The organism is Halalkalibacter sp. HAAS-P014, from assembly GCF_056619965.1.
In genome coordinates this window covers 45,730-64,918 of sequence record NZ_JBWQTV010000017.1, presented here as the reverse complement: position 1 = coordinate 64,918, position 19,189 = coordinate 45,730, and the positions used below count along the sequence as shown (strand labels likewise).

At 36.4% G+C, this 19,189-nt stretch carries 18 protein-coding genes; 3 read left to right on the top strand and 15 right to left on the bottom strand.

All coding sequences use genetic code 11. The features are described 5' to 3' along the window. Positions 1–134 precede the first annotated feature (134 nt). From AC1FXZ_RS14505 to AC1FXZ_RS14455, 11 genes are all read right to left on the bottom strand, one after another. Positions 135–1,133 carry a 3,4-dihydroxy-2-butanone-4-phosphate synthase gene (locus tag AC1FXZ_RS14505; protein ID WP_480054856.1) on the bottom strand — a complete coding sequence of 333 codons (999 nt, stop codon included), beginning with the start codon at positions 1,131–1,133 and terminating at the stop codon, positions 135–137. 33 nt (positions 1,134–1,166) lie between these two features. Continuing rightward, on the bottom strand, positions 1,167–1,724 hold the full coding sequence (locus AC1FXZ_RS14500) for an NADPH-dependent FMN reductase (protein WP_480054855.1): 558 nt from the start codon (positions 1,722–1,724) through the stop codon (positions 1,167–1,169). A gap of 29 nt (positions 1,725–1,753) precedes the next feature. Then, the gene (locus AC1FXZ_RS14495; protein WP_480054853.1) at positions 1,754–3,238 is read right to left on the bottom strand and encodes an aldehyde dehydrogenase; all 1,485 of its coding nucleotides are present in this window, start codon (positions 3,236–3,238) and stop codon (positions 1,754–1,756) included. Between the two features lie 18 nt (positions 3,239–3,256). Then, entirely contained in the window at positions 3,257–4,054 is a 798-nt protein-coding gene (locus AC1FXZ_RS14490) for an alpha/beta fold hydrolase (RefSeq protein WP_480054851.1), read from the bottom strand. A 1-nt stretch (position 4,055) separates the two neighbouring features. Then, positions 4,056–4,634: an amino acid synthesis family protein gene (locus AC1FXZ_RS14485; RefSeq protein ID WP_480054849.1), complete on the bottom strand. Its 579-nt coding sequence runs from the start codon at positions 4,632–4,634 to the stop codon at positions 4,056–4,058. After that, on the bottom strand, positions 4,621–5,784 hold the full coding sequence (locus AC1FXZ_RS14480) for an LLM class flavin-dependent oxidoreductase (protein ID WP_480054847.1): 1,164 nt from the start codon (positions 5,782–5,784) through the stop codon (positions 4,621–4,623). The genes AC1FXZ_RS14485 and AC1FXZ_RS14480 overlap by 14 nt, the downstream gene beginning before the upstream one ends. A 20-nt stretch (positions 5,785–5,804) precedes the next feature. Beyond that, positions 5,805–6,476, bottom strand: a complete 672-nt coding sequence (locus tag AC1FXZ_RS14475) for a GntR family transcriptional regulator (RefSeq protein ID WP_480054845.1) — start codon at positions 6,474–6,476, stop codon at positions 5,805–5,807. Between the two features lie 62 nt (positions 6,477–6,538). Beyond that, positions 6,539–7,516: a quinone oxidoreductase family protein gene (locus tag AC1FXZ_RS14470; RefSeq protein WP_480055209.1), complete on the bottom strand. Its 978-nt coding sequence runs from the start codon at positions 7,514–7,516 to the stop codon at positions 6,539–6,541. 136 nt (positions 7,517–7,652) lie between these two features. Further along, positions 7,653–9,233: a BCCT family transporter gene (locus AC1FXZ_RS14465; RefSeq protein ID WP_480054843.1), complete on the bottom strand. Its 1,581-nt coding sequence runs from the start codon at positions 9,231–9,233 to the stop codon at positions 7,653–7,655. A 673-nt stretch (positions 9,234–9,906) separates the two neighbouring features. Continuing rightward, the gene (locus tag AC1FXZ_RS14460; protein ID WP_480054841.1) at positions 9,907–10,515 is read right to left on the bottom strand and encodes a DUF6438 domain-containing protein; all 609 of its coding nucleotides are present in this window, start codon (positions 10,513–10,515) and stop codon (positions 9,907–9,909) included. Positions 10,516–10,764: 249 nt separating this feature from the next. Next, a complete protein-coding gene (locus AC1FXZ_RS14455; RefSeq protein WP_480054839.1) occupies positions 10,765–11,364 on the bottom strand; it encodes a TetR/AcrR family transcriptional regulator in 600 nt (199 codons plus the stop codon). Between the two features lie 139 nt (positions 11,365–11,503). On the opposite strand from AC1FXZ_RS14455, the gene AC1FXZ_RS14450 reads away from it, so the two are divergent. Continuing rightward, complete coding sequence (locus AC1FXZ_RS14450; protein WP_480054837.1) at positions 11,504–12,448, top strand: zinc-binding dehydrogenase; 945 nt, start codon at positions 11,504–11,506, stop codon at positions 12,446–12,448. Positions 12,449–12,525: 77 nt separating this feature from the next. Here the strand turns inward: AC1FXZ_RS14450 and AC1FXZ_RS14445 are convergent, their stop codons facing one another. Both AC1FXZ_RS14445 and AC1FXZ_RS14440 read right to left on the bottom strand, forming a co-directional pair. Further along, entirely contained in the window at positions 12,526–13,134 is a 609-nt protein-coding gene (locus AC1FXZ_RS14445; protein ID WP_480054835.1) for a DUF6438 domain-containing protein, read from the bottom strand. A gap of 206 nt (positions 13,135–13,340) precedes the next feature. Next, entirely contained in the window at positions 13,341–14,300 is a 960-nt protein-coding gene (locus AC1FXZ_RS14440) for a LysR family transcriptional regulator (protein WP_480054833.1), read from the bottom strand. 263 nt (positions 14,301–14,563) lie between these two features. Here AC1FXZ_RS14440 and AC1FXZ_RS14435 point away from each other — a divergent pair, with 263 nt between their 5' ends. Both AC1FXZ_RS14435 and AC1FXZ_RS14430 read left to right on the top strand, forming a co-directional pair. Beyond that, on the top strand, positions 14,564–16,000 hold the full coding sequence (locus AC1FXZ_RS14435; RefSeq protein WP_480054831.1) for a sodium:solute symporter family transporter: 1,437 nt from the start codon (positions 14,564–14,566) through the stop codon (positions 15,998–16,000). Between the two features lie 133 nt (positions 16,001–16,133). Beyond that, positions 16,134–17,675, top strand: a complete 1,542-nt coding sequence (locus tag AC1FXZ_RS14430) for an amidase family protein (protein ID WP_480054829.1) — start codon at positions 16,134–16,136, stop codon at positions 17,673–17,675. A 160-nt stretch (positions 17,676–17,835) separates the two neighbouring features. On the opposite strand, the gene wrbA is transcribed toward AC1FXZ_RS14430, so the two are convergent. Both wrbA and AC1FXZ_RS14420 read right to left on the bottom strand, forming a co-directional pair. Next, positions 17,836–18,495: an NAD(P)H:quinone oxidoreductase gene (gene wrbA / locus AC1FXZ_RS14425; protein WP_480054827.1), complete on the bottom strand. Its 660-nt coding sequence runs from the start codon at positions 18,493–18,495 to the stop codon at positions 17,836–17,838. Positions 18,496–18,644: 149 nt separating this feature from the next. Next, complete coding sequence (locus tag AC1FXZ_RS14420; protein WP_480054825.1) at positions 18,645–19,061, bottom strand: DoxX family protein; 417 nt, start codon at positions 19,059–19,061, stop codon at positions 18,645–18,647. Positions 19,062–19,189: the final 128 nt, after the last annotated feature.

Sequence of the window (19,189 nt, the reverse complement as noted above, 5' to 3'; positions counted from 1 at the left end):
CCTAAGTTCAATTTCTTTCATTCCATTTTCGTAAAACCAATAATCGATTGTATTATATACACCTCTATTAATCCCATAAACTTCGAAACATTGATTTGCAAAAGCAAGATCTGTAAGATTATTATCAATTGAACTCATAATACCCCGATCATGCCCCCCTCTAATAAACCAAACTTAGTCTTTACTTCTCTTATATCTTTTTCTATTTGTGAGGTTAAATCGTAAATGGAAGCAAATTGTTTCTTTTCTCTAATAAAAAATTTCACCTCTACAGTGAGTTTTTCACCATAAATCTGTTGATTAAAATCAAAAATGAAGATTTCTTTAGATTTATCTGGAGACAGGGAGTTAAAGGTTGGCTTAAGATCCGTGTTCATGACTCCGTAATATTCACGGTTTTCATAAAATACTTTCACCCCGTACACACCATTTCTTAAGACAGGCTCTTGAAAAATGGATTGTATATTTGCTGTAGGATACCCCAATCCCTTTCCCATTCCTTGGCCATAAGCTACAGATCCCTCAAAGCGACAAATAGAGTCTTCACGTTTGCTCTTAAACAAGTCAGAAATTTTAATAGAAGGAATGTTATACTCTTTTGAAATTTCTGTCATCTCTAACGATGATGCGACCTCTCCATCTTTATTTAGAATTTCACACAGATAGCTAATGTCTGATGAGCATCCAGCCTTTTTTACTACTTCTACTGTTGCTTCAGAAATTCCAATGTGATCTAATATTCCATTTTCAGAATAGATTAAAGGGAAAACATGACCTGGTTTCTTAAAATCGTCTGGCTCTACCCTTAGGTCACAAAGGGCCTTAATGGTATCGGCCCTCTCAAAGGCTGATATTCCTGTTGTTGTTGTTTTATAGTCAATAGAAACAGTGAACTTTTTATTATTATTTTCACTGGTCATTAATGGCAGTTTAAGATCCCTTGCCCTATCACTGTTGATACAAACATAGACTAGCCCTTTGCCGATCTTTGTCATCAAATTAACATTAGCGGCAGTCACCTTTTCTGCTAATCCCATTAAATAACTTGTTTGAGTTTCGATATCATCAACAATAATGATCAAATCCCCATTTTTTACACAGTCTAGAATATTGTCTTGAACAATTGGAATCATAGGTACCCTCCTAGCTTAAAAAGGCTGGCTTTCTTAAGATTGTGTTGTGTAGGTCGTATTTTTTAATTGTTTCTGCATAAAAACCACTTCCTGAGCTAAGTCTTCAACGCGTGTTAAGACATCTTCATCTGTGATTTCTTTTACTTCGTTAAAATGGGAATCATGCGCATATACATAGCCAGGCGCAACATAAGCTCGAAAGTAGCCTGCAATTGGTTTTAATTGATTCTCAATTACTAAGTAATGTTGAAACGTTCCACCTGTAGCCACAAATCCCATCACTTTCCTTCTTAGTGCACTTACAGGGACTAGATCAAATACATTTTTTAACGCGCCCGTAATCGATCCCTGAAAAATGGGGGTTCCTATAATATAAAAGTCTGCTGAACTTACCTTATCTATTAACGTTTTTGTATCCCCTGTATACGTACTAGGATCTCTCCCATCACAAAACTGAACATCATAATCTTTTAAATTCAAGAATTCGACTTCGATTTCTGCATTCAATTCTTCAACCTTTTTAAGAACTTCCTTAACCAAAACTTCTGTTTTTGAACCTGTAATTGTTCCAGATATACCAAGTAGTTTCACCGTTCGTTCTCCCCCTTTTAATTGTTACATTATCTCATAATAAAAGGATCTTGAATTTTATCAGAAGAAGTATTGATCCATACCGTTTTAGTCTGCGTATATTCATAAATCGCTTCTATTCCACCTTCTCTGCCATACCCACTTAGTCCTGATCCGCCTATTGGAGCAATTGGCGAGACGCTTCGATAGGTGTTAATCCAGACAATTCCTGCCCGTACTCTTTTGGCTACCCTATGTGCCCTTGCTATATCGGATACCCATATCCCTGCAGCTAGTCCGTAGTCCGTACTATTTGCCATTTGAATAACTTCTTCTTCGGTTTTGAAAGGGATCACACTAAGGACTGGACCAAAAATCTCTTCTCTTGAAATGCGTGAAGCATTATTTGAATGTTCAAAGATCGTTGGCTCATAGTAATATCCTTCAGTTAGGTGTTGTGGCCTCTTACCACCAAGTATGAGTTTTCCACCTTCTTGTTTACCTATCGAAACATACTTCTCAACGTTTTCTAACTGAGACAAAGTAGCCATAGGTCCCATTTCAGTTTCTTCTGACATCGGGTCGCCAATTTTAATTTTTTCCACACGATCTACAATGATTTCCATTATCTTTTCATAGATATCCTCGTGTAAGAAAGCCCTAGAACCAGCAACACAACTTTGCCCTGAAGCACCAAATATCCCCGCGATTATTCCCATAGCTGCATTTTCTAAATTAGCATCCTCAAATACAATATTAGGAGATTTCCCTCCTAGTTCCAGAGAGACTTTCGAGAAATTACTAGCCGAATTTCTTACTACATGTTTTGCCGACTCCGCTCCACCTGTAAAAGCTATTCGCTTTACGAGTGGATGTGAGGTTAATGGACTACCAACACTTTCTCCAAAACCTGTCACAATATTTACAACACCTGGAGGGAACCCAGCTTCCTCAATTAACTTTACAAACTCTAACAACGACGCAGATGTGTACTCTGATGGCTTTATCACAATTGTATTACCCGCAGCTAAAGCAGGTGCCAGTTTCAAAAAGGTCAAGTATAATGGTGAGTTCCAAGGAGTAATAGCAGCTACAACACCAAGAGGTTCTCTAGAAGAGAATACAAACATATCCTTTTTATCTATAGGCAGAGTCTCGCCATGTATTTTATCCGCCAGCCCTGCATAATAGTAAAAAAACTCTGGTAGATAGTTTAGTTGTCCACGCATCTCCCTTATTAATTTTCCATTATCAAGCGATTCAAATTGTGCAATTTCATCAGCATGAACTTTTAATAAATCCCCGAGCTTTCTAAGTAAATGACCTCTTTCGGTATAGCTCATATCAGCCCAATCAGTTTGAGTAAAAGTTTGATGTGCTGCTAATACTGCCCTATCGACATCTGACTCGTTACCTCTAGCAATTAAGCACCATGGTTTACCTGATGCAGGATTAACACTTTCAAAATACTCTCCATTTGAGGGTTCGACCCATTCACCATTTATATACATGTTGTATTTTTTTAAGTTTTCCAATATAAGTACCCCCTACACTCAACTGCTATGCTTTTTAATAAAAGAGTCGAGAACCTTATTTACTATTTCTGCTCCTTCAATTGGCAGCATGTGTCTTATTGAAGGAACGATCATTAGTTCGGACTCTTTTATTTTATTATGCATTTGTGTTGCCATATCTGGAGATGACCCTACATCTGCCTCTCCAGTCATGATCAACGTTGGCCTGCTAATTTGTTCTAATTTGCCCCAAAGCTCTTGATCGGCAGTTGCAAATACTGTATACGCTTTCAAATAGGCTAATGGATCATTCTCCATCAGTTTATTTTTAATCTGCTGAATGACTTCTAAATTACCTTGCATATAGTCTTCATTAAACCAACGTGAAATTGCTGCATCTATTGTAGCCAAGTGACCTTCTTGTTCGACTTGCTTGACTCTACTAATGACCGCCTCTTGTTGGGCTTTCGTACGATTTGCTACTGCGCTCATAAAACAAAGCGACTGAACTCGATCAGGGTGTAACACCCCAAATAATTGAGCTACCATTCCTCCCATCGAGAAGCCAACAATATGAGCTTTGTCAATATTCAAATAATTCAAAAGATCCCGGAGTTGTTCAACAAAGTGAATGAGCTTATATTCTCCGTTCGTTTTTTTCGACTTACCATGACATAACATGTCATAGGCAATCACTCTATAGTTCAATGACAAGGAGTCTATTTGGTATTTCCACATGGTGTGGTCTAAGCCCACACCATGTATTAAAATAACTGGTTCTCCAATTCCCTTTTCAATATAGTTAATTGTTTGTTCACCAGATGTTACATTTGGCATATTAAACCAATCCCATCTCTTTCATATCAGAATGTCTATCCCCTGTTCTTGGATGTGGGCGACCACCAGTAGAAGCTCCAATGGCTACAACAATCTCGTCAGCACGAGGGGCATCTCCAATACTAGTTTCAAAGGTAATGTAGTGTGATCTTTTTGAATCATCATGCTTATGAACCATTGGAATGGTAATATTTGTTCCAGGGCCACCTCGCTTATTCGTGAAGCTCAAAAAGCTAGTTCCCTCTACCGAATTTCTAAACTTATTACCAAATTTTAATGTATGGATATAAGCAGAAGCATGCTCCATTTCACCGTCAACCCCTACTACAGCCGCTTTACCAAAAGCCTCCACATCATCCGCTGTGCCAATAGCTTTTAATAATTCTGCTACAAGTAACTCACCTAATTCAGGCGCATATTCATCAATTTTGGGTTTGAGATCTTCGACGAACCCTTGATTAGCCCATGGGTTTTTAATAACAGCTACAGCAGCAACCATCTTTATTGGATTCTCAAGCGCTCTTCCACCATCAGTACGTGTTTCCTCAATTGTTGTTAAAACCTTTCTAATTTCTAACATTTGCTTTTTCCCCCTTGATTTCATTTGTTTTAAAATTCGGCATTACTTTTTCAGTGAACAGCTTTAAACTTTTCATCATTTTGTCATGAGGTAAGCCATTATGGTTAACCCAGAGCAATAAATTTTGTAAATTTAATTCTTCTTGCAATTCTTTAATTTTCTCCGTTACGTATTCAGGTGTTCCAAATAATAGATTACGAGGATGTAAGAAATCGTATGTTAATTCTTGCCCTGGTTTCACTTCTTCTCCAGGATCCATTAAATTTCCAAGTCCTCTCCAATGACAAATCCAGCGATAATTGTTTAATACTGCCTCAGCAGCATCTTGACGTGCTTGTTCCATTGTTTCTGCAACATAAACATCTCTTACTAGCGCAATTCCTTCTCCTAAAGGAACTTCTCTACCTTGTGCTTTAGATGCTGTATCCCTATATAATTCGAACCTTCCTTTTAGCTCCTTTACGGTCGGCATCCAAAACATCCCATTTAAACCGCTTTCAGCTGCCAGTTGGATTGAGCGTGGCGAATCAATGGTTTGCCAAAATGGTGGTGGTGACTGAACAGGACTCGGAATAATTGAGATTTTATTAATTTCCCCTTTTTCAAGATCCATAAACTCTTCTGAAGCAGGACTCATTGGGTGGTTCCACTTTAAGCCCTCAGGTGGAAATTGATAGATATTACCTTGATGAGAAAAGAACCTTTCTGATAGCGCTTTCTTAAGAATTTCAAAAGTCTCTTCAAATAAAGCTCGGTTTTGTTCTTGATTTTTGGGATCTGCAAGGCTGTTTAAGTTGGCTGCTTCACGCCCGTATAATCCACGAGCCAGGCCAACTTCCACCCTCCCGCCACTTAGCTGGTCTAACATGGCAATATCTTCAGCTAAACGAAGAGGATGCCAAAACGTTATTACGTTGGCCGCTTGCCCTATTCGAATATTTTGGGTTCTAGCTGCAATATCAGCTCCGATTAAAATAGGGTTAGCTATTAGCTCATTTCCTTCATGACCGAAATGGTGCTCCGTATACCAAATAGAATCATAACCGTTTTCATCACAATAAACTGCTTGCTCTCTTGCTTCATCTAGCACTTTATCAAATTCTCCCAAACGTCCTCTGCCAGCTAAGTTTGCAAATATCCCAAATTTCATTCTACTTTTCCCCCTATTAACTATTTTTTATAGAGTTTATTTAAGATTCCTTTTTGAAGATGTAACCCACTTGCTTTAACATGCTTTCGCATCGCTTCTTCAGCTTCTTTACTTTTTCCACTTTTAATCATATCGAGCACTTCCTTGTGCTCTAAAAGTGATTGCTCAAGTCGATTAGGGACTTCTATACTCAAATAGACATACCGATTATAAGGAATTTGGTTTAAAAGAATATTGAAAAGGTAGCTCAACTTTGAATTATCCGAACCCTCAAGGATCGCTTTATGAAATTCACTATTAGCTTCAACAAAAAGGTTACTATCTGACAGATCAACTGCTTTCTCCATTTTTTCTACAGCTTGCTCCATGGCAGAAATTTCTTTAACGCTTCCTCTTTCAGCTAACAACCCAGCCGCTAATCCTTCCATTACTTCCTTAATCGTAAACAGTTCTTTAAGTTCTTTATCCGTTGGTTTAGAGACACAAGTCCCGACTCTAGGAATAATTTCTACTAATCCTTCTCTTTCTAACTGTTTTAATGCTTCCCTTACTGGTGTTCTACTTACCCCAAAATATTCTGAGAGTGCAGCTTCCGATAATTTTTGACCTGGCTCATATTCACCACTTACTATTGATTGACGTATCGCATTTGTTACTTGAGATGTAATACTTGAAGTTGAAATAACAGACATAGGATCCTCCTGATTGCCATGTACCATGGTAGGTTTTTTAAAAAAATATACTCCTCTCTATTCTACGGGATTAAAAGAACTTTTCCAACACTTTGTCGGCTCTCTATCCATTCATGTGCAGCAGCAGCCTCTTTTAAAGGGAACTTTTTGGTGACTTTAATCCTTACACTGTCTTTCTCCACATAGGATATAACCTTTTTAGCTAATTCCCCTACTTTTTCTGGCTTCAACTTCCTGTACATTCCGAAGCTAAAACCCAATACATTACGATTACTTGGGTATAACTCATCAATATCAACATACGCTTTTTGCTCAGCTGCATTTCCATAGTAGGCAATTCGTCCAAAAGGAGCTAGACATTTTAAAGATTCTGAAAATACATTTCCACCTAGAGAATCTAAAATGACATCTACACCTTTTCCTTCTGTAATTTCTAGTACCCTCTCAGAAAAGTTTTCATTAGTATAATTTATTATATGTTTAGCGCCAACCTCTTCTACAATGCTTTTCTTATGTTCTCTACTAACTGTTGCAATTATATTACTAGCTCCTAGTAACCTTGCAAATTGTATAGCTGTAGTTCCGAAACCCCCACTCGCTGCATGAATCAAAACGCTTTCTCCCTTTTGAACTCTTACAATATCATTCAACAAACTAAAAGAAGCAAAAGATACGATTGGGAAAGCCGCAGCCTTCTCTAAACACATAGTTTCAGGTATCGGAAAAACTAAATCTTCGTTAACTGCAATGTATTCTGCATATGAGCCAGTATCAGGTAGTGCTATAACTTTTTGACCTACGTTAAAAGCGCTTACACCTTTTCCAATATCAACAATAATCCCACTAGCTTCAAGCCCTGGTATAAAGGGTAATTGTACTTGACCAGGATAAGTCCCTTTTCTTTTCTTTACATCTGCAAAATTAACACTGGTTGCTTTTACTTTTATCAAAACCTGATTCTCTTGTATTTGAGGTATTTCTATTTCTTTGTACTCTAAGCAATTAGTTTCTCCTAATTGGCTGACAACGATCGCATTCAGAAGAATCACTCCTCTCTTATAAATTTCACCTCATCTGCCATGTACCATGCAAGATTAACTTTAGTATATCTAGGCTTTCATAAAGAGTCAATTGATTTTTCCGAAATTTCAATAAACTTTTTCGGTATAATTTTATTCATCCTATATTAGCCTTTTTTTCTGTCCTTTGACTCTCACTTGTTTCGATTCCTTGTTCTCTTGCTAACTCTTTAGCAATTCTCGGTGCATGCCATAATGAAGGTAATAACAAAATCGATACCGGCACAGCAGCAATTACTACAAATGACTGTAGTGCACCAACGCCACCTGAACCACCTGAACCTAAATTAATTAAGATAATAGAAATTGCCCCCATAAGTACTGACCAGAATACTCGAACAAAGTTAGGAGGGTTCCCTTCACCTGTTACACCCATAGCTAGTGAGTATGACATGGAATCCACGGTTGTTATGACAAATAGAACTGTTAACACTAGGAAAATTATTGGCATTATTGTTCCAAGTGGTAACTGCTGTGAAATTGCAATAATCGCAGCTGGTAACCCATTTTCAAATAATGGTCCACTTACGGAGCCAACATTATTAATCTCATAAAAAATTCCAGATCCACCTAAAATAGTAAACCAAAAATTAGAGGTTAACGAAGCAACGACTGCAACGACAATAAAAAGTTCCCTTATAGTACGTCCTTTTGAGATACGAGCGACTAGTATAGCCATCATTGGTCCATAACCGATAAACCACCCAAAGAAAAAGAGCATCCACCAACTTAGCCATGCCTCATCTTGACGAAAACTGCTTATATTAACAAATTCACTTACATAAAACCCAAAAGACGAGATAAATGAATCAATAATAAAGCGCCCCGGCCCAAATACCAATATAAATACTCCAATAATGACTGCAAGGATAACATTTACTTTACTAAGCCATTGGATCCCTCTATCAATACCAGTAATAGTAGAAATAGCCACAACAACAATCAGACCTACTATCATAGATACTTGAACGAAAGGATTATCTGGTAATCCAATTATTTGATTAGCACTATAACTAACTTGTAGTCCAAAAAATCCAATTGTACCAACTGTTCCTGCTGCTGCTCCTATAATACAAATTGCGTCAGCAAGTGTACCCCATTTACTAGTTAAAATCTTTTCTCCTAGTATTGGATATAACAACGTTCTTGGCTTTAGCGGCATGCCCTTATGATAATGTGCGTACATAATGATAATTGCACTAATTGCACCGTACACGGCCCATGCAGTAAATCCCCAAGACATATAGGACTGTGCTAAAGCAGGTGCAATTGCTTCATAAGTACCTGGTGAAATATTGGAGTGCATAGGTGGAACTTCCATAAAATAATAGATAGGTTCTGCTGCAGCCCAAAAAACCCCACCTGCTCCTAAACCTGAAACAACAATTATTGAAGCCCACTTAAAAAAACTACCCTCAGGTTTTGTTAATGTTCCCAATCTTACGTTACCATACCTAGAAATTGAAAGAACCAAACCTACAGCAAAAGTAAAGAACAACAGTATTTGCCAGTAAGCACCAAAATATTTAATAGATAAATCAAACCCAGTATTAACCATAGCAGTTACAGCGTCTAAATTTATTAATGATACGAGAACGAATACCACTAGTAATCCACCACTGATGATAAAAACTGGCCAATCAATACTGCCTTTAATGGATTCCCACTTATTATTCAAATCAATTCCTCCTTTATGAATATAGCGTATTAGAATCGGATCCTTCTACTCTTTCTATTTACAATCGCTTAAAATACCTCCTTTCAGCACTCAGTAGAAAGCGCTTCCATTTGTTTATTGTTTAAACAACGACTCCCTCTTGCATGTACCATGCAAGTTTCTATTAGAATACAACACCACTTCGCTTTAGTCAATTGAATTTTCTAAAATTTCTAACTTATTGCAAGTGAACCATTTCCTGCATTCATCATCATTAAATTATTGGCCGTCACAACTTCCTGAAAAGATTCCTGACCCCATTGCTTTAAAGTGCCCGGGACAGGAACCTTTTTAGAAACTTATACAGACATAAGCAATTTTGCTAATAACTTTTAAGCAAATAAAAATAAAAAAGCAGGATGAAATTGTATCACCCTACACTTCGCATGGAATATGTTGTTGCTGGGACTAATCTTTATAAAATCTATAGATCTCATCAATACTAATATCAATCCCACTATTTATAAGCCTTTCCCTTCTACTCTCATATAACTTATTCAGTTCAGAAGATAGAGTATCAATAGCATTAGCATATTTATTTACTGAGCTTGGACTTAGTTTTTTATTGTTTTCTAACCAATTCTTGAATTCATTTTAATCGCCCTCATTATTAGCTAATTTAAAAAAGAACCCCTCATTTAATATTATCCAAAACTTTTTTATCCATCACAACATAAGGAACTATTCCTCCCGTTATGTCTTTACCAATCCTGTTCACATCCCAATTAGTAGCCTCATAATCGGTTTCTGCCAAACCAATTGCTTCTTTTTGGTTAGGAGCAGATACTACACATTCATAATTCTCTGATTTCAAATAAAAAAAATAGAATCGAGGGTGTTTAATATATTTTCGTAACCCTATTATTTGTTCAAGTCTTTTTTCAAATTTTTTAAGATTGTGAAGCGAATGTTTTTGCCCTACTAAATATGTTGCATCCTCCCCTAAATAGTGATCGACGTTCTTATCAAACCCATCTTGGAAGATTACACGTGTAACGCAGGAGGGCTGATCTGTCGCAAACAAATCCGGTTCTGGATAGGTGAATGAGCGAAAATCGAACTCTTCCAATAACTCTTCTAATTTTTGAATCTTATTGTTGGTAATTTTAAATTCTATTTCACCTAAACGAGCAACATACATTTCCCCACGCCATTTAACAGTGCCATCATGATGAACTTCCACATCAAATACGGGACAATCCCCATAGCATGGAGTTCTAGAAAGAAAGATTTTGTTGAACATGCTTGCATCTCCTCTGGTGTTCTAGTAATTATAAACTCGCAAATTGTGGATTTTATATTAAATAGTATGGTTGTACTGTGTAGTAAATGGATCTGCTATTTTTTCGACGTGCATATTCAACATTAGCACCCTAAACAAAAAAGTCGCGTTATGAGATAAACGCGCCCTTTAATGGAGTAACACTTCAACTACTATTAGCTGGTCTTGTTAAAATTAAAATTACTGAAAAGTATTTTTATTTTACCAACGTCATTTCTTAATTTGTACTGTGCCGAGTGAATATTGAAAAGTCTTCACTAGCTCTATTGAAAATTTTTTTGGTTCGATGGGAAAATCATCTATTATCCAATCCAAAATTAAACCAGCTAATCCATATGCACAATAACGTTTCAATAAAATCACTTCTACTTTTTTCTTATCTGATGTGCTTATAATATCAAATTCCTTCAGGTATAAATTGATGATTAAATTGGTTATTCTCTCGCGAAAATTAATTTGAACAGCATCACCAAGTAATAATTGATAATATTCTCCATACCTTATAAAATGATTTAATAAATTTAGTGGCTCGTCTACTAAGCTTTGTATATTAATCGACTTTTTATTTATATATGAACTACGATATGCCTTAGTCATTTCTTTAAATAGGAATTGAATAATATCATTTAATAAATCATCTCTATTATTATAATGTGTATAAAATGTTCCTCGACTACATCCCGCAAATTCAATAATATCTTTGATCGTAATCTTTACATACTTTTTCTGTTTTAGTAATTCAAAAAAAGCGCTGTATAGATCTTGTTTCGTTTTTTGCACGCGCTTATCCAAAAATTGAAACTCTGGCATCATCTCACCTCTTATAACTTTTCTTAGACACTTTATCAGGAATTGTCTAGTTTCGCTTTTTTCAATTTGAAAGGACTTTGATTATATTTTACACTTATTTTGCATAAAAGAATAAAACGATAACAGGGGAGAGATTTTAATGAAAGCATGGATTTTTAAAGGTACAAATCAACCATTAGAACTAACTGAAATACCAGACCCCACTCCAGAAAAAGGGGAAGTTGTGGTTGATATAAAAGCTTCTGGTTTGTGTCATTCAGATGTATCAGCGCTTGAAGACCCAGATTGGATTGTTAATTTTCCAAATCTACCAGTCGTACTAGGACATGAAGCTGCCGGTGTCGTATCCGCAATTGGTGAAGGTGTATCAAATGTGAAAGTTGGCGATCGTGTAGGAATTCCTTCTGGTCCTCCTTCCAATATTGGATATTACCGTAATGGGGCATATGCAGAAAAAATATCGATTCCATCTGATGTAGCTGTGAAAATTCCTAATTCAGTTGACTTCATCAAAGCTGCTGCAGGTACAGATTCTGGTAATGTTGCCCATCATGCAGTTGTTACAGTAGGTCAAATCAAACCAGGTGAAAAAGTGGGTATAATCGGTATTGGTGGTCTTGGACAAATCGGTGCTCGTATTGCTGCACTAAAAGGGGCGGAAGTATACGCAGCAGAAGTTAAACAAGATGTTTGGCCATTAGCTGAATCACTTGGTGTTAAAAAAGTAGTTTCTGATATTAGAGAACTTGCAGATGTCGGCTTAAATTTAATCGTAGACTTTGCTGGTTTTGGTACTACAACAGCAGGTGCTATTGATGTTGTAGCTGATCATGGTCGTGTTGTTCAGGTTGGTATGGGACGTTTACAATCTGAAATCAATACGAATTCACTAATTTTAAAACATGTACAACTATTAGGTTCAATGGGTGGAGGCGTAGATGATTTAGCCGGCGTTTACGAACTAATGGCAACAGGTGAGCTTGACCCAGCTTTATCGACAACTACCTTTGAAAAAATCGATATTGGTTTAGAACGACTAAAACAAGGTGAAGTAAAAGGTCGTCTTGTAGCTGATTTACAATAATTCCTTTATTTACAAAGTCTTTATTAAGAAAAAACAACTCTTAGTAAGGGCTTTTTATCATTTTTTAAAAAAACCCCTCATTTAATATTATCCAAAACTTTTTTATCCATCACAACATAAGGAACTATTCCTCCCGTTATGTCTTTACCAATCCTGTTCACATCCCAGTTAGTAGCCTCATAATCGGTTTCTGCCAAGCTAATTGCTTCTTTTTGGTTAGGAGCGGATACTATACATTCATAATTCTCTGATTTTAAATAAAAAAAATAGAATGGAGGGTGTTTAATATATCTTCGTAACCCTATTATTTGTTCAATTCTTTTTTCAAATTTTTTAAGATTGTGAAGCGAATGTTTTTGCCCTGATAAATATGTTGCATCCTCCCCTAAATAGTGATCGACTTTCTTATCAAATCCATCTTGGAAGATTACACGTGTAGCACAGGAAGGCTGATCTGTCGCAAACAAATCCGGTTCTGGATAGGTGAATGAGCGAAAATCGAAATCTTCCAATAACTCTTCTAATTTTTTAATCTTATTGTTGGTAATTTTAAATTCTATTTCACCTAAACGAGCAACATACATTTCCCCGCGCCATTTAACAGTGCCATCATGATGAACTTCCACATCAAATACAGGACAATCCCCATAGCATGGGGTTCTAGAAAGAAAGATTTTATTGAACATGCTTGCATCTCCTCTGGTGCGCTAGTAATTTGCTAGTTTTTTTAGATATAACAAAGATTGCTAATTAGTATCACTGTACTAGGAGTAAAAGCGCCTGCCCCCTTAACACAGAACCCCCTTCTACTCTAGATCTCCCATCTATTTCAAAGGAGTTTTCACCCGATGCTCTAGAAAAAATAGATTCAACATCAATAATCAAAATAAACTCAAGCATTCCTATGCAAATTCACTTTACAATACTCAAGCTTAAAGTAAGACTCTAATTCCTTCCTAATACTTTGAACCGGATCTTTGAAAATATCTGACTGAGTTTGAGCAAAGTCTATCCTAGCTGCTGGAAATTTTGTTCCTACAGGTATTACCCGGATAGGATATGAAAATTTCGTTAGCTCGGAGTAAACACCTGATTTAGGCAGAATCGTATAACCATCGCCATTAGCAATTATATTTAACATCACATTAATATTATCCACTACATGGAATTTTTCGATAGATAGAGTATCGATAATTAACTTTGTTGTGTCGCTATGATACGTTAATACAGGGTTATCGAATAAGACAAATTTTTGATCCTCTAGTAAACTTGTATTACTTAAATCATCTTCAATACGATATGGACTGTCATCACAATATAGGAGAACTAATTCATCTTCTACCAAGGGTACTGTTTCAAAAATTTGTCTTTGTTCATTATTGTAAAAAACACCCAAATGCAACCCGCTATATTCAAGTAAATTCCAGATTGTTTGTGTTGGTTTAACGACTATTTTATATTTCACATCCGGATATTGGGTACGTAGAATATCCGTTACTGGATTAATACATAATTCGACTAACCATTCATCAATTCCAATATGTAGACGTTGAGATTGACTCGTAACTTCTTCATAAGATGTTTTCTTTTCCCCTACATACCCTTGTAGAACGGATGAAGCGTTATCAATATTCTGCAGAAGTTGAATTGCATAGGGCAAGAAATAATATCCTTGTTTCGTTAGCTTCACCCCTTCCCAATTCCTTTCAAGTAAAGGGAACCCCAACCCTTCCTCCATTTTTTGGATTCTCATACTTAATGTTGGTTGTGTTACATGGAGTAGCAACGCAGCTTTTGATATACTTTTCATTTTTGCAACAGCTAAAAATGACTTTAACCCCTCTAGATTCATAATTACACTCCTCCCTTGTTTATCTATATTAGTTCTAATAATAATCCAAACAACAAGCCTTATTATGATTGTAATATAGGGGGGTATAAAAAGTATCTATATCTAATTATTCAGAAAAGTATGATATATATTAATTAACACAAATTTTCTAAAGGAAGTGGGGATGTAAATGAAATAACAAAAGCCCTCTTACTTTGTAAAAAAGTATTATCTATCTTTCTTTTGTAATTAAAATAAATCTTTTAGGTAAAGGAGGAAAACACATGTCTGTTTTTACGGTGATATTAGTTGCTTCCTTATTCACTCTAGCCATGATTGCCTTTTCTTACTTTGGGGCTGCAAAAAAAATTAATAGTCTTGATGATTACCTTGTAGCTGGTAGGAATGTTTCCCTTGGCTTGGGGAGTTCTTCAATTATTGCTGCTTGGTTATGGGCTGTAAGTTTAATGGCATCTGCAGAGTATGGTTTTATATTCGGGGTAAATGGAACCTTCGGATATGCCGTTGGGGGTGCAATTGGTTTATTAATTTTCGGAATTTTCTCTAAACGAATCAAACAGGTATTCAATCTAGGTACAACGATGCCTGAATTCATTAACCGTCGATACGGAAAGAAAAGCCATATTTTATATCTAACTGTCGCTATTTTTACTTCATGCTTTAGCTTAATGGTCTGTATAAGAGGTACTGCTTTAACATTAAGCGCCATTTCTGATATTTCATACGGCTGGGCCGTTGTTATAGCAGCAGTTACCTTTTCTATTTATGCCGTTGTTTCTGGAGCATGGGGAACGTTCATTACAAGTTTCCTTCAATTAATATTAGTTGCCGTTACATTATTATTGATTGTTCCGACTATCGTTTTTTCTATAGGGATTGAAAATATCCACAGTAGAGTTTACGAAATAAACCCAGAGCTTCTGAATCCATTCTTCACACCTGGTTTATTGTTCTTTATTGGATTTGTTGCATCAGCAGCATCTATGTTACTTCTTAATCAAAGTTATTGGCAACGTACACTTGCCTTAAAACCAAAAATGGAAAGAAAAGCATTTCTTATATCAAGTATAGGGTGGTTCCCATTCCCTATTTTAGCATCCTTTTTAGGATTGGCAGGCCTTGCCGTTTATGGTCCTACCTTTGCTGATCCTTCTGCAATCGCACCAACTATGGCTACAACATATACCTGGATGGCTATCCTATTCTTCTTAATGATATTAGGTGCTATTGCCTCTACAGGAAGTGGAGATGTAAATGCTATCTCAGCTATGCTGATAGTAGATGTCTTTAAAAAGCTAGGTTATGAATCAAAAGACCAAGCGAAAATGATTAGAATGGCTAGAATTATTAGTTCAATCGTTATCGTCATGGCCTGTCTCGTATCCTTACTACCTATTTCGTTACTCTATATATTAGTATGGATTGCTATTTTCCACATGGCACTTGTTTTCCCTTTATTAGCAGGTATTTACAGCGGGAAAATTACAAACGACGGTGCTTTCTATGGGGGTATATGTGGGATTGTGATCGGTCAAATTCTTTGGTTTAACGGTTTTGGCTTAGGTGATCCTTACTCCTTTGTATCGGTTTGGGGTTCATTCTTTGTTTCAATAATAGTTTGCTTAACGATTAGTAATATCCAAAAACCTCAACATATAAAATTAGAAACATTTATCGAAAAATCAAATATAGCTCAATAAATCACCAAAAAGGAAGTGTTTCTATTATGGTATCAGCGAATTTTCTCTTAGTAGAATTTCTATTAGCGTTTGTTGGTGTTGCTATATCATGTATCACCATGTCTGTCATCATGTTAAGGAAGGAGAAATAGCAATGACGAGAAAACGAATACGAGGTTTTATCCGTAAACCTGATGTAAATGAAATAGTAGAATTGGCCGAATTAGATTATATGAAACTTTCTGATGAAGAGGCACTAATTTATAAAGACTTGATTGCTGATGGATTAGACATGATCGATTCAATAGACGAAATGCCTCAACCTAAATATAAAATCAAATGGACAGATCGTGATCCTGGATATCGACCTGATGTAGAAGAAGATCCCTATAACTTATTTATAAGAAAATGTAAGGTAAAAGGAGCAACCAAAGGGAAACTAGCAGGGAAAAAGATCGCTGTGAAAGATAATATTGCCGTTGCTGGCGTTCCTATGACAAATGGATCCCGTGCATTCACTAGTTTCATTCCAGACTATGATGCAGTTGTAACTGAACGTTTACTGAATGAAGGCGCTACGATTGTTGGCAAGCTAAACCAAGATGACATGTCTTTTAATGGCACCTCCGACACTAGTTCATTTGGTCAAGTTAAAAACCCAATCAATCCCAAGTACTCACCAGGAGGATCTTCATCTGCAAGTGGAGCAGTATTAGTAACAGACGAAGTTGATATGACTCTAGCAATTGATAATGCAGGGAGCGCCCGAATGCCAGCTGCATGGACAGGAGTCTACTCTATTAAACCTACCCATGGTTTAGTACCATCTTTCGGTATTTTCCACATGGATCACACATTAGATTTTATCTGTCCTGTCACTAAAACGGTAAGTGATTTAGCTTTACTATTGGAAGCAATCGCTGGCGATGACCCAAGAGATCCCCAATGGGTTCGAGGCCCTATCCATACAGACAACTATACAGAATCATTAAATACAGGTACAGAAGGGATTAAAGCAGCCATTATAAAAGAAGCTTTTGATTGGGAATTTGCCGACCCTGAAGTAATTGACGGGGTTCACAAGTCTGTTGAACAACTAAAGAGTCTAGGTGTTACTGTCGAAGAAATTAGCTTACCGATGTGGAAACATGCTCTTCCCATATGGCTTACACTAACCACTCATTCTGTTTCAGCCATGATCGAATCAGAAGAACAAGGTTATTGGCATAAAGGAATGGCCATTCCCGAGTTTGCAGATTACTTTGGGAAAACAAGAAAACTTGAAAGTGACCATTTCCCTCCAATTGTAAAAATGAATTTAATCATGGGGAAATATTTAAGAAGAAATTATTACAATACGTATTTTGCCAAAGCCCAAAATTTAAGAAATGTACTACGAGAACAACTTGATGACTTACTTAATAAGTTTGATATTCTACTTACACCAACCATTCCAATAAAGCATCTAGAATTATTAGATGAGAATATAAGTGAACAAGAATGGACCAAGCGAGCTGTTGCTAATGTTCACAATACTTGTCCTCTAAACTTAACTGGACATCCAGCACTAGCAATGCCAGTAGGAGTAGATAAGGATAACCTTCCAATTTCTTTGCAAATAATTGGGAAGCCATGGACAGAAAAGCAATTGCTTCAGGTAGCATATAATTATGAACAAAAGTTCAATTTAACTTAATGAATATTGTGATTGGATCCACTCTTGTCAGAAGATAAGAGTCGATCTGGTTTATGTAGCTGTAACGTTCTTATTGAAATGATCTCTTTTAATTTGGCTAGGAGCCTCTGGTTAATTAAAATGAGCCAATCAAATATACTTTGATTGGCTCATTTTTTTATTATTGATTTGCTTTTTTCACCCATTCAGCTACAGTAACTGTACGCTTCGCTTGATGTTTAACAGCTGCCTCTACGTCCTCAATCATTTTGCCATCTTGGCCGACTGTCACACTTACTCCATATGGGTTTCCACCTGATGTAAACTGAACTGGATCTGTGTAACCAGGCGATGCAATAATGGCACCCCAGTGATGCATCGATGTATAGAGATTTAAGATTGTTGCTTCTTGACCACCGTGCGAGTTTTGCGCTGAAGTCATCGCACTAACCACTTTGTTTACAAGTTTCCCGTTAAACCATAGGCCCCCTGTTGTATCAAGGAATTGCTTCATTTGTGCTGGCATGTTACCAAAACGTGTTGGTACACTAAACACAATTGCGTCTGCCCATTCAAGGTCATCTAACGTTACTTCAGGCACATCTTTCGTTGATTCAACATGTGCTTTCCATCCTTCATTTTCATCAATGACTGATTGTGGAGCAAGTTCAGGTATCTTTAATACTTTAACCTCTGCACCTAGTTCTTTCGCACCTTCTTCAGCCCACTTTGCTAGTTGATAGTTCGTTCCACCCATACTGTAATAAATAACTGCTAATTTTACGTTTGACATATCATTCGACTCCTTTGTTTTCCCAAATAATTTTTCTAAAATACCCATAATAGCTAAAACACCCTTCTATTTATATAATTGATTTATAAGAACCACCTCCACTGAAGATAACCATCTTCAATGTTCAAATGTTCTTTACCCTGTGATTTCAAAACACGCCGTTTACCTCTAATTAGCTTTTCTCTATTTCGAGATAATTAAGCTGATTTTGCAAAGGATTTTGATTGATTTTCATTTTTATAGAATAATTGACCTAAAGAATACAACTTACTACCATTTAACGCTAGATGTGCTGCAACAACTAGTAATACTAAATCAAAAGCATAACCATTTAAAAAGCCGTTTGCTAAATTAACTGTAAAAATGGCTCCAATCATTACTAGTCCAATCAATACAGCTGCAATGCGTGTTCCTAAACCTAAAATTAGAGCAATACCACCAACTAATTCAATGATAGCCACAACATACGCAAGTCCTCCAGGTAAACCAATACTGTCAAACCATCCTACTATATTTTCTATACCACCTTGAAACTTTGCAGCACCATTTCCTAAAAATACAAGCCCTAACACTACTCGTAATAATAAAGATCCAATTTCGTTTTTGTTTAACATCATTTTTTCCTCCGATATTTTTTGATTTTATATTTCTGTTTAGTATAGTACCATTTAATATATTACGAATTCAATATATTTTTTTCAAAAAATCATTTTCCTTACCAAATGTATAATAACTTCAACCG

Coding starts and splice junctions, on each gene's coding strand:
- AC1FXZ_RS14505 (WP_480054856.1), bottom strand. CDS start 1,133: ATGATTCCAATTGTTCAAGACAATATTCTAGACTGTGTAAAAAATGGG.
- AC1FXZ_RS14490 (WP_480054851.1), bottom strand. CDS start 4,054: ATGCCAAATGTAACATCTGGTGAACAAACAATTAACTATATTGAAAAG.
- AC1FXZ_RS14485 (WP_480054849.1), bottom strand. CDS start 4,634: ATGTTAGAAATTAGAAAGGTTTTAACAACAATTGAGGAAACACGTACT.
- AC1FXZ_RS14480 (WP_480054847.1), bottom strand. CDS start 5,784: ATGAAATTTGGGATATTTGCAAACTTAGCTGGCAGAGGACGTTTGGGA.
- AC1FXZ_RS14475 (WP_480054845.1), bottom strand. CDS start 6,476: ATGTCTGTTATTTCAACTTCAAGTATTACATCTCAAGTAACAAATGCG.
- AC1FXZ_RS14460 (WP_480054841.1), bottom strand. CDS start 10,515: ATGTTCAACAAAATCTTTCTTTCTAGAACTCCATGCTATGGGGATTGT.
- AC1FXZ_RS14455 (WP_480054839.1), bottom strand. CDS start 11,364: ATGCCAGAGTTTCAATTTTTGGATAAGCGCGTGCAAAAAACGAAACAA.
- AC1FXZ_RS14450 (WP_480054837.1), top strand. CDS start 11,504: ATGAAAGCATGGATTTTTAAAGGTACAAATCAACCATTAGAACTAACT.
- AC1FXZ_RS14445 (WP_480054835.1), bottom strand. CDS start 13,134: ATGTTCAATAAAATCTTTCTTTCTAGAACCCCATGCTATGGGGATTGT.
- AC1FXZ_RS14440 (WP_480054833.1), bottom strand. CDS start 14,300: ATGAATCTAGAGGGGTTAAAGTCATTTTTAGCTGTTGCAAAAATGAAA.
- AC1FXZ_RS14435 (WP_480054831.1), top strand. CDS start 14,564: ATGTCTGTTTTTACGGTGATATTAGTTGCTTCCTTATTCACTCTAGCC.
- AC1FXZ_RS14430 (WP_480054829.1), top strand. CDS start 16,134: ATGACGAGAAAACGAATACGAGGTTTTATCCGTAAACCTGATGTAAAT.
- wrbA (WP_480054827.1), bottom strand. CDS start 18,495: ATGGGTATTTTAGAAAAATTATTTGGGAAAACAAAGGAGTCGAATGAT.
- AC1FXZ_RS14420 (WP_480054825.1), bottom strand. CDS start 19,061: ATGTTAAACAAAAACGAAATTGGATCTTTATTATTACGAGTAGTGTTA.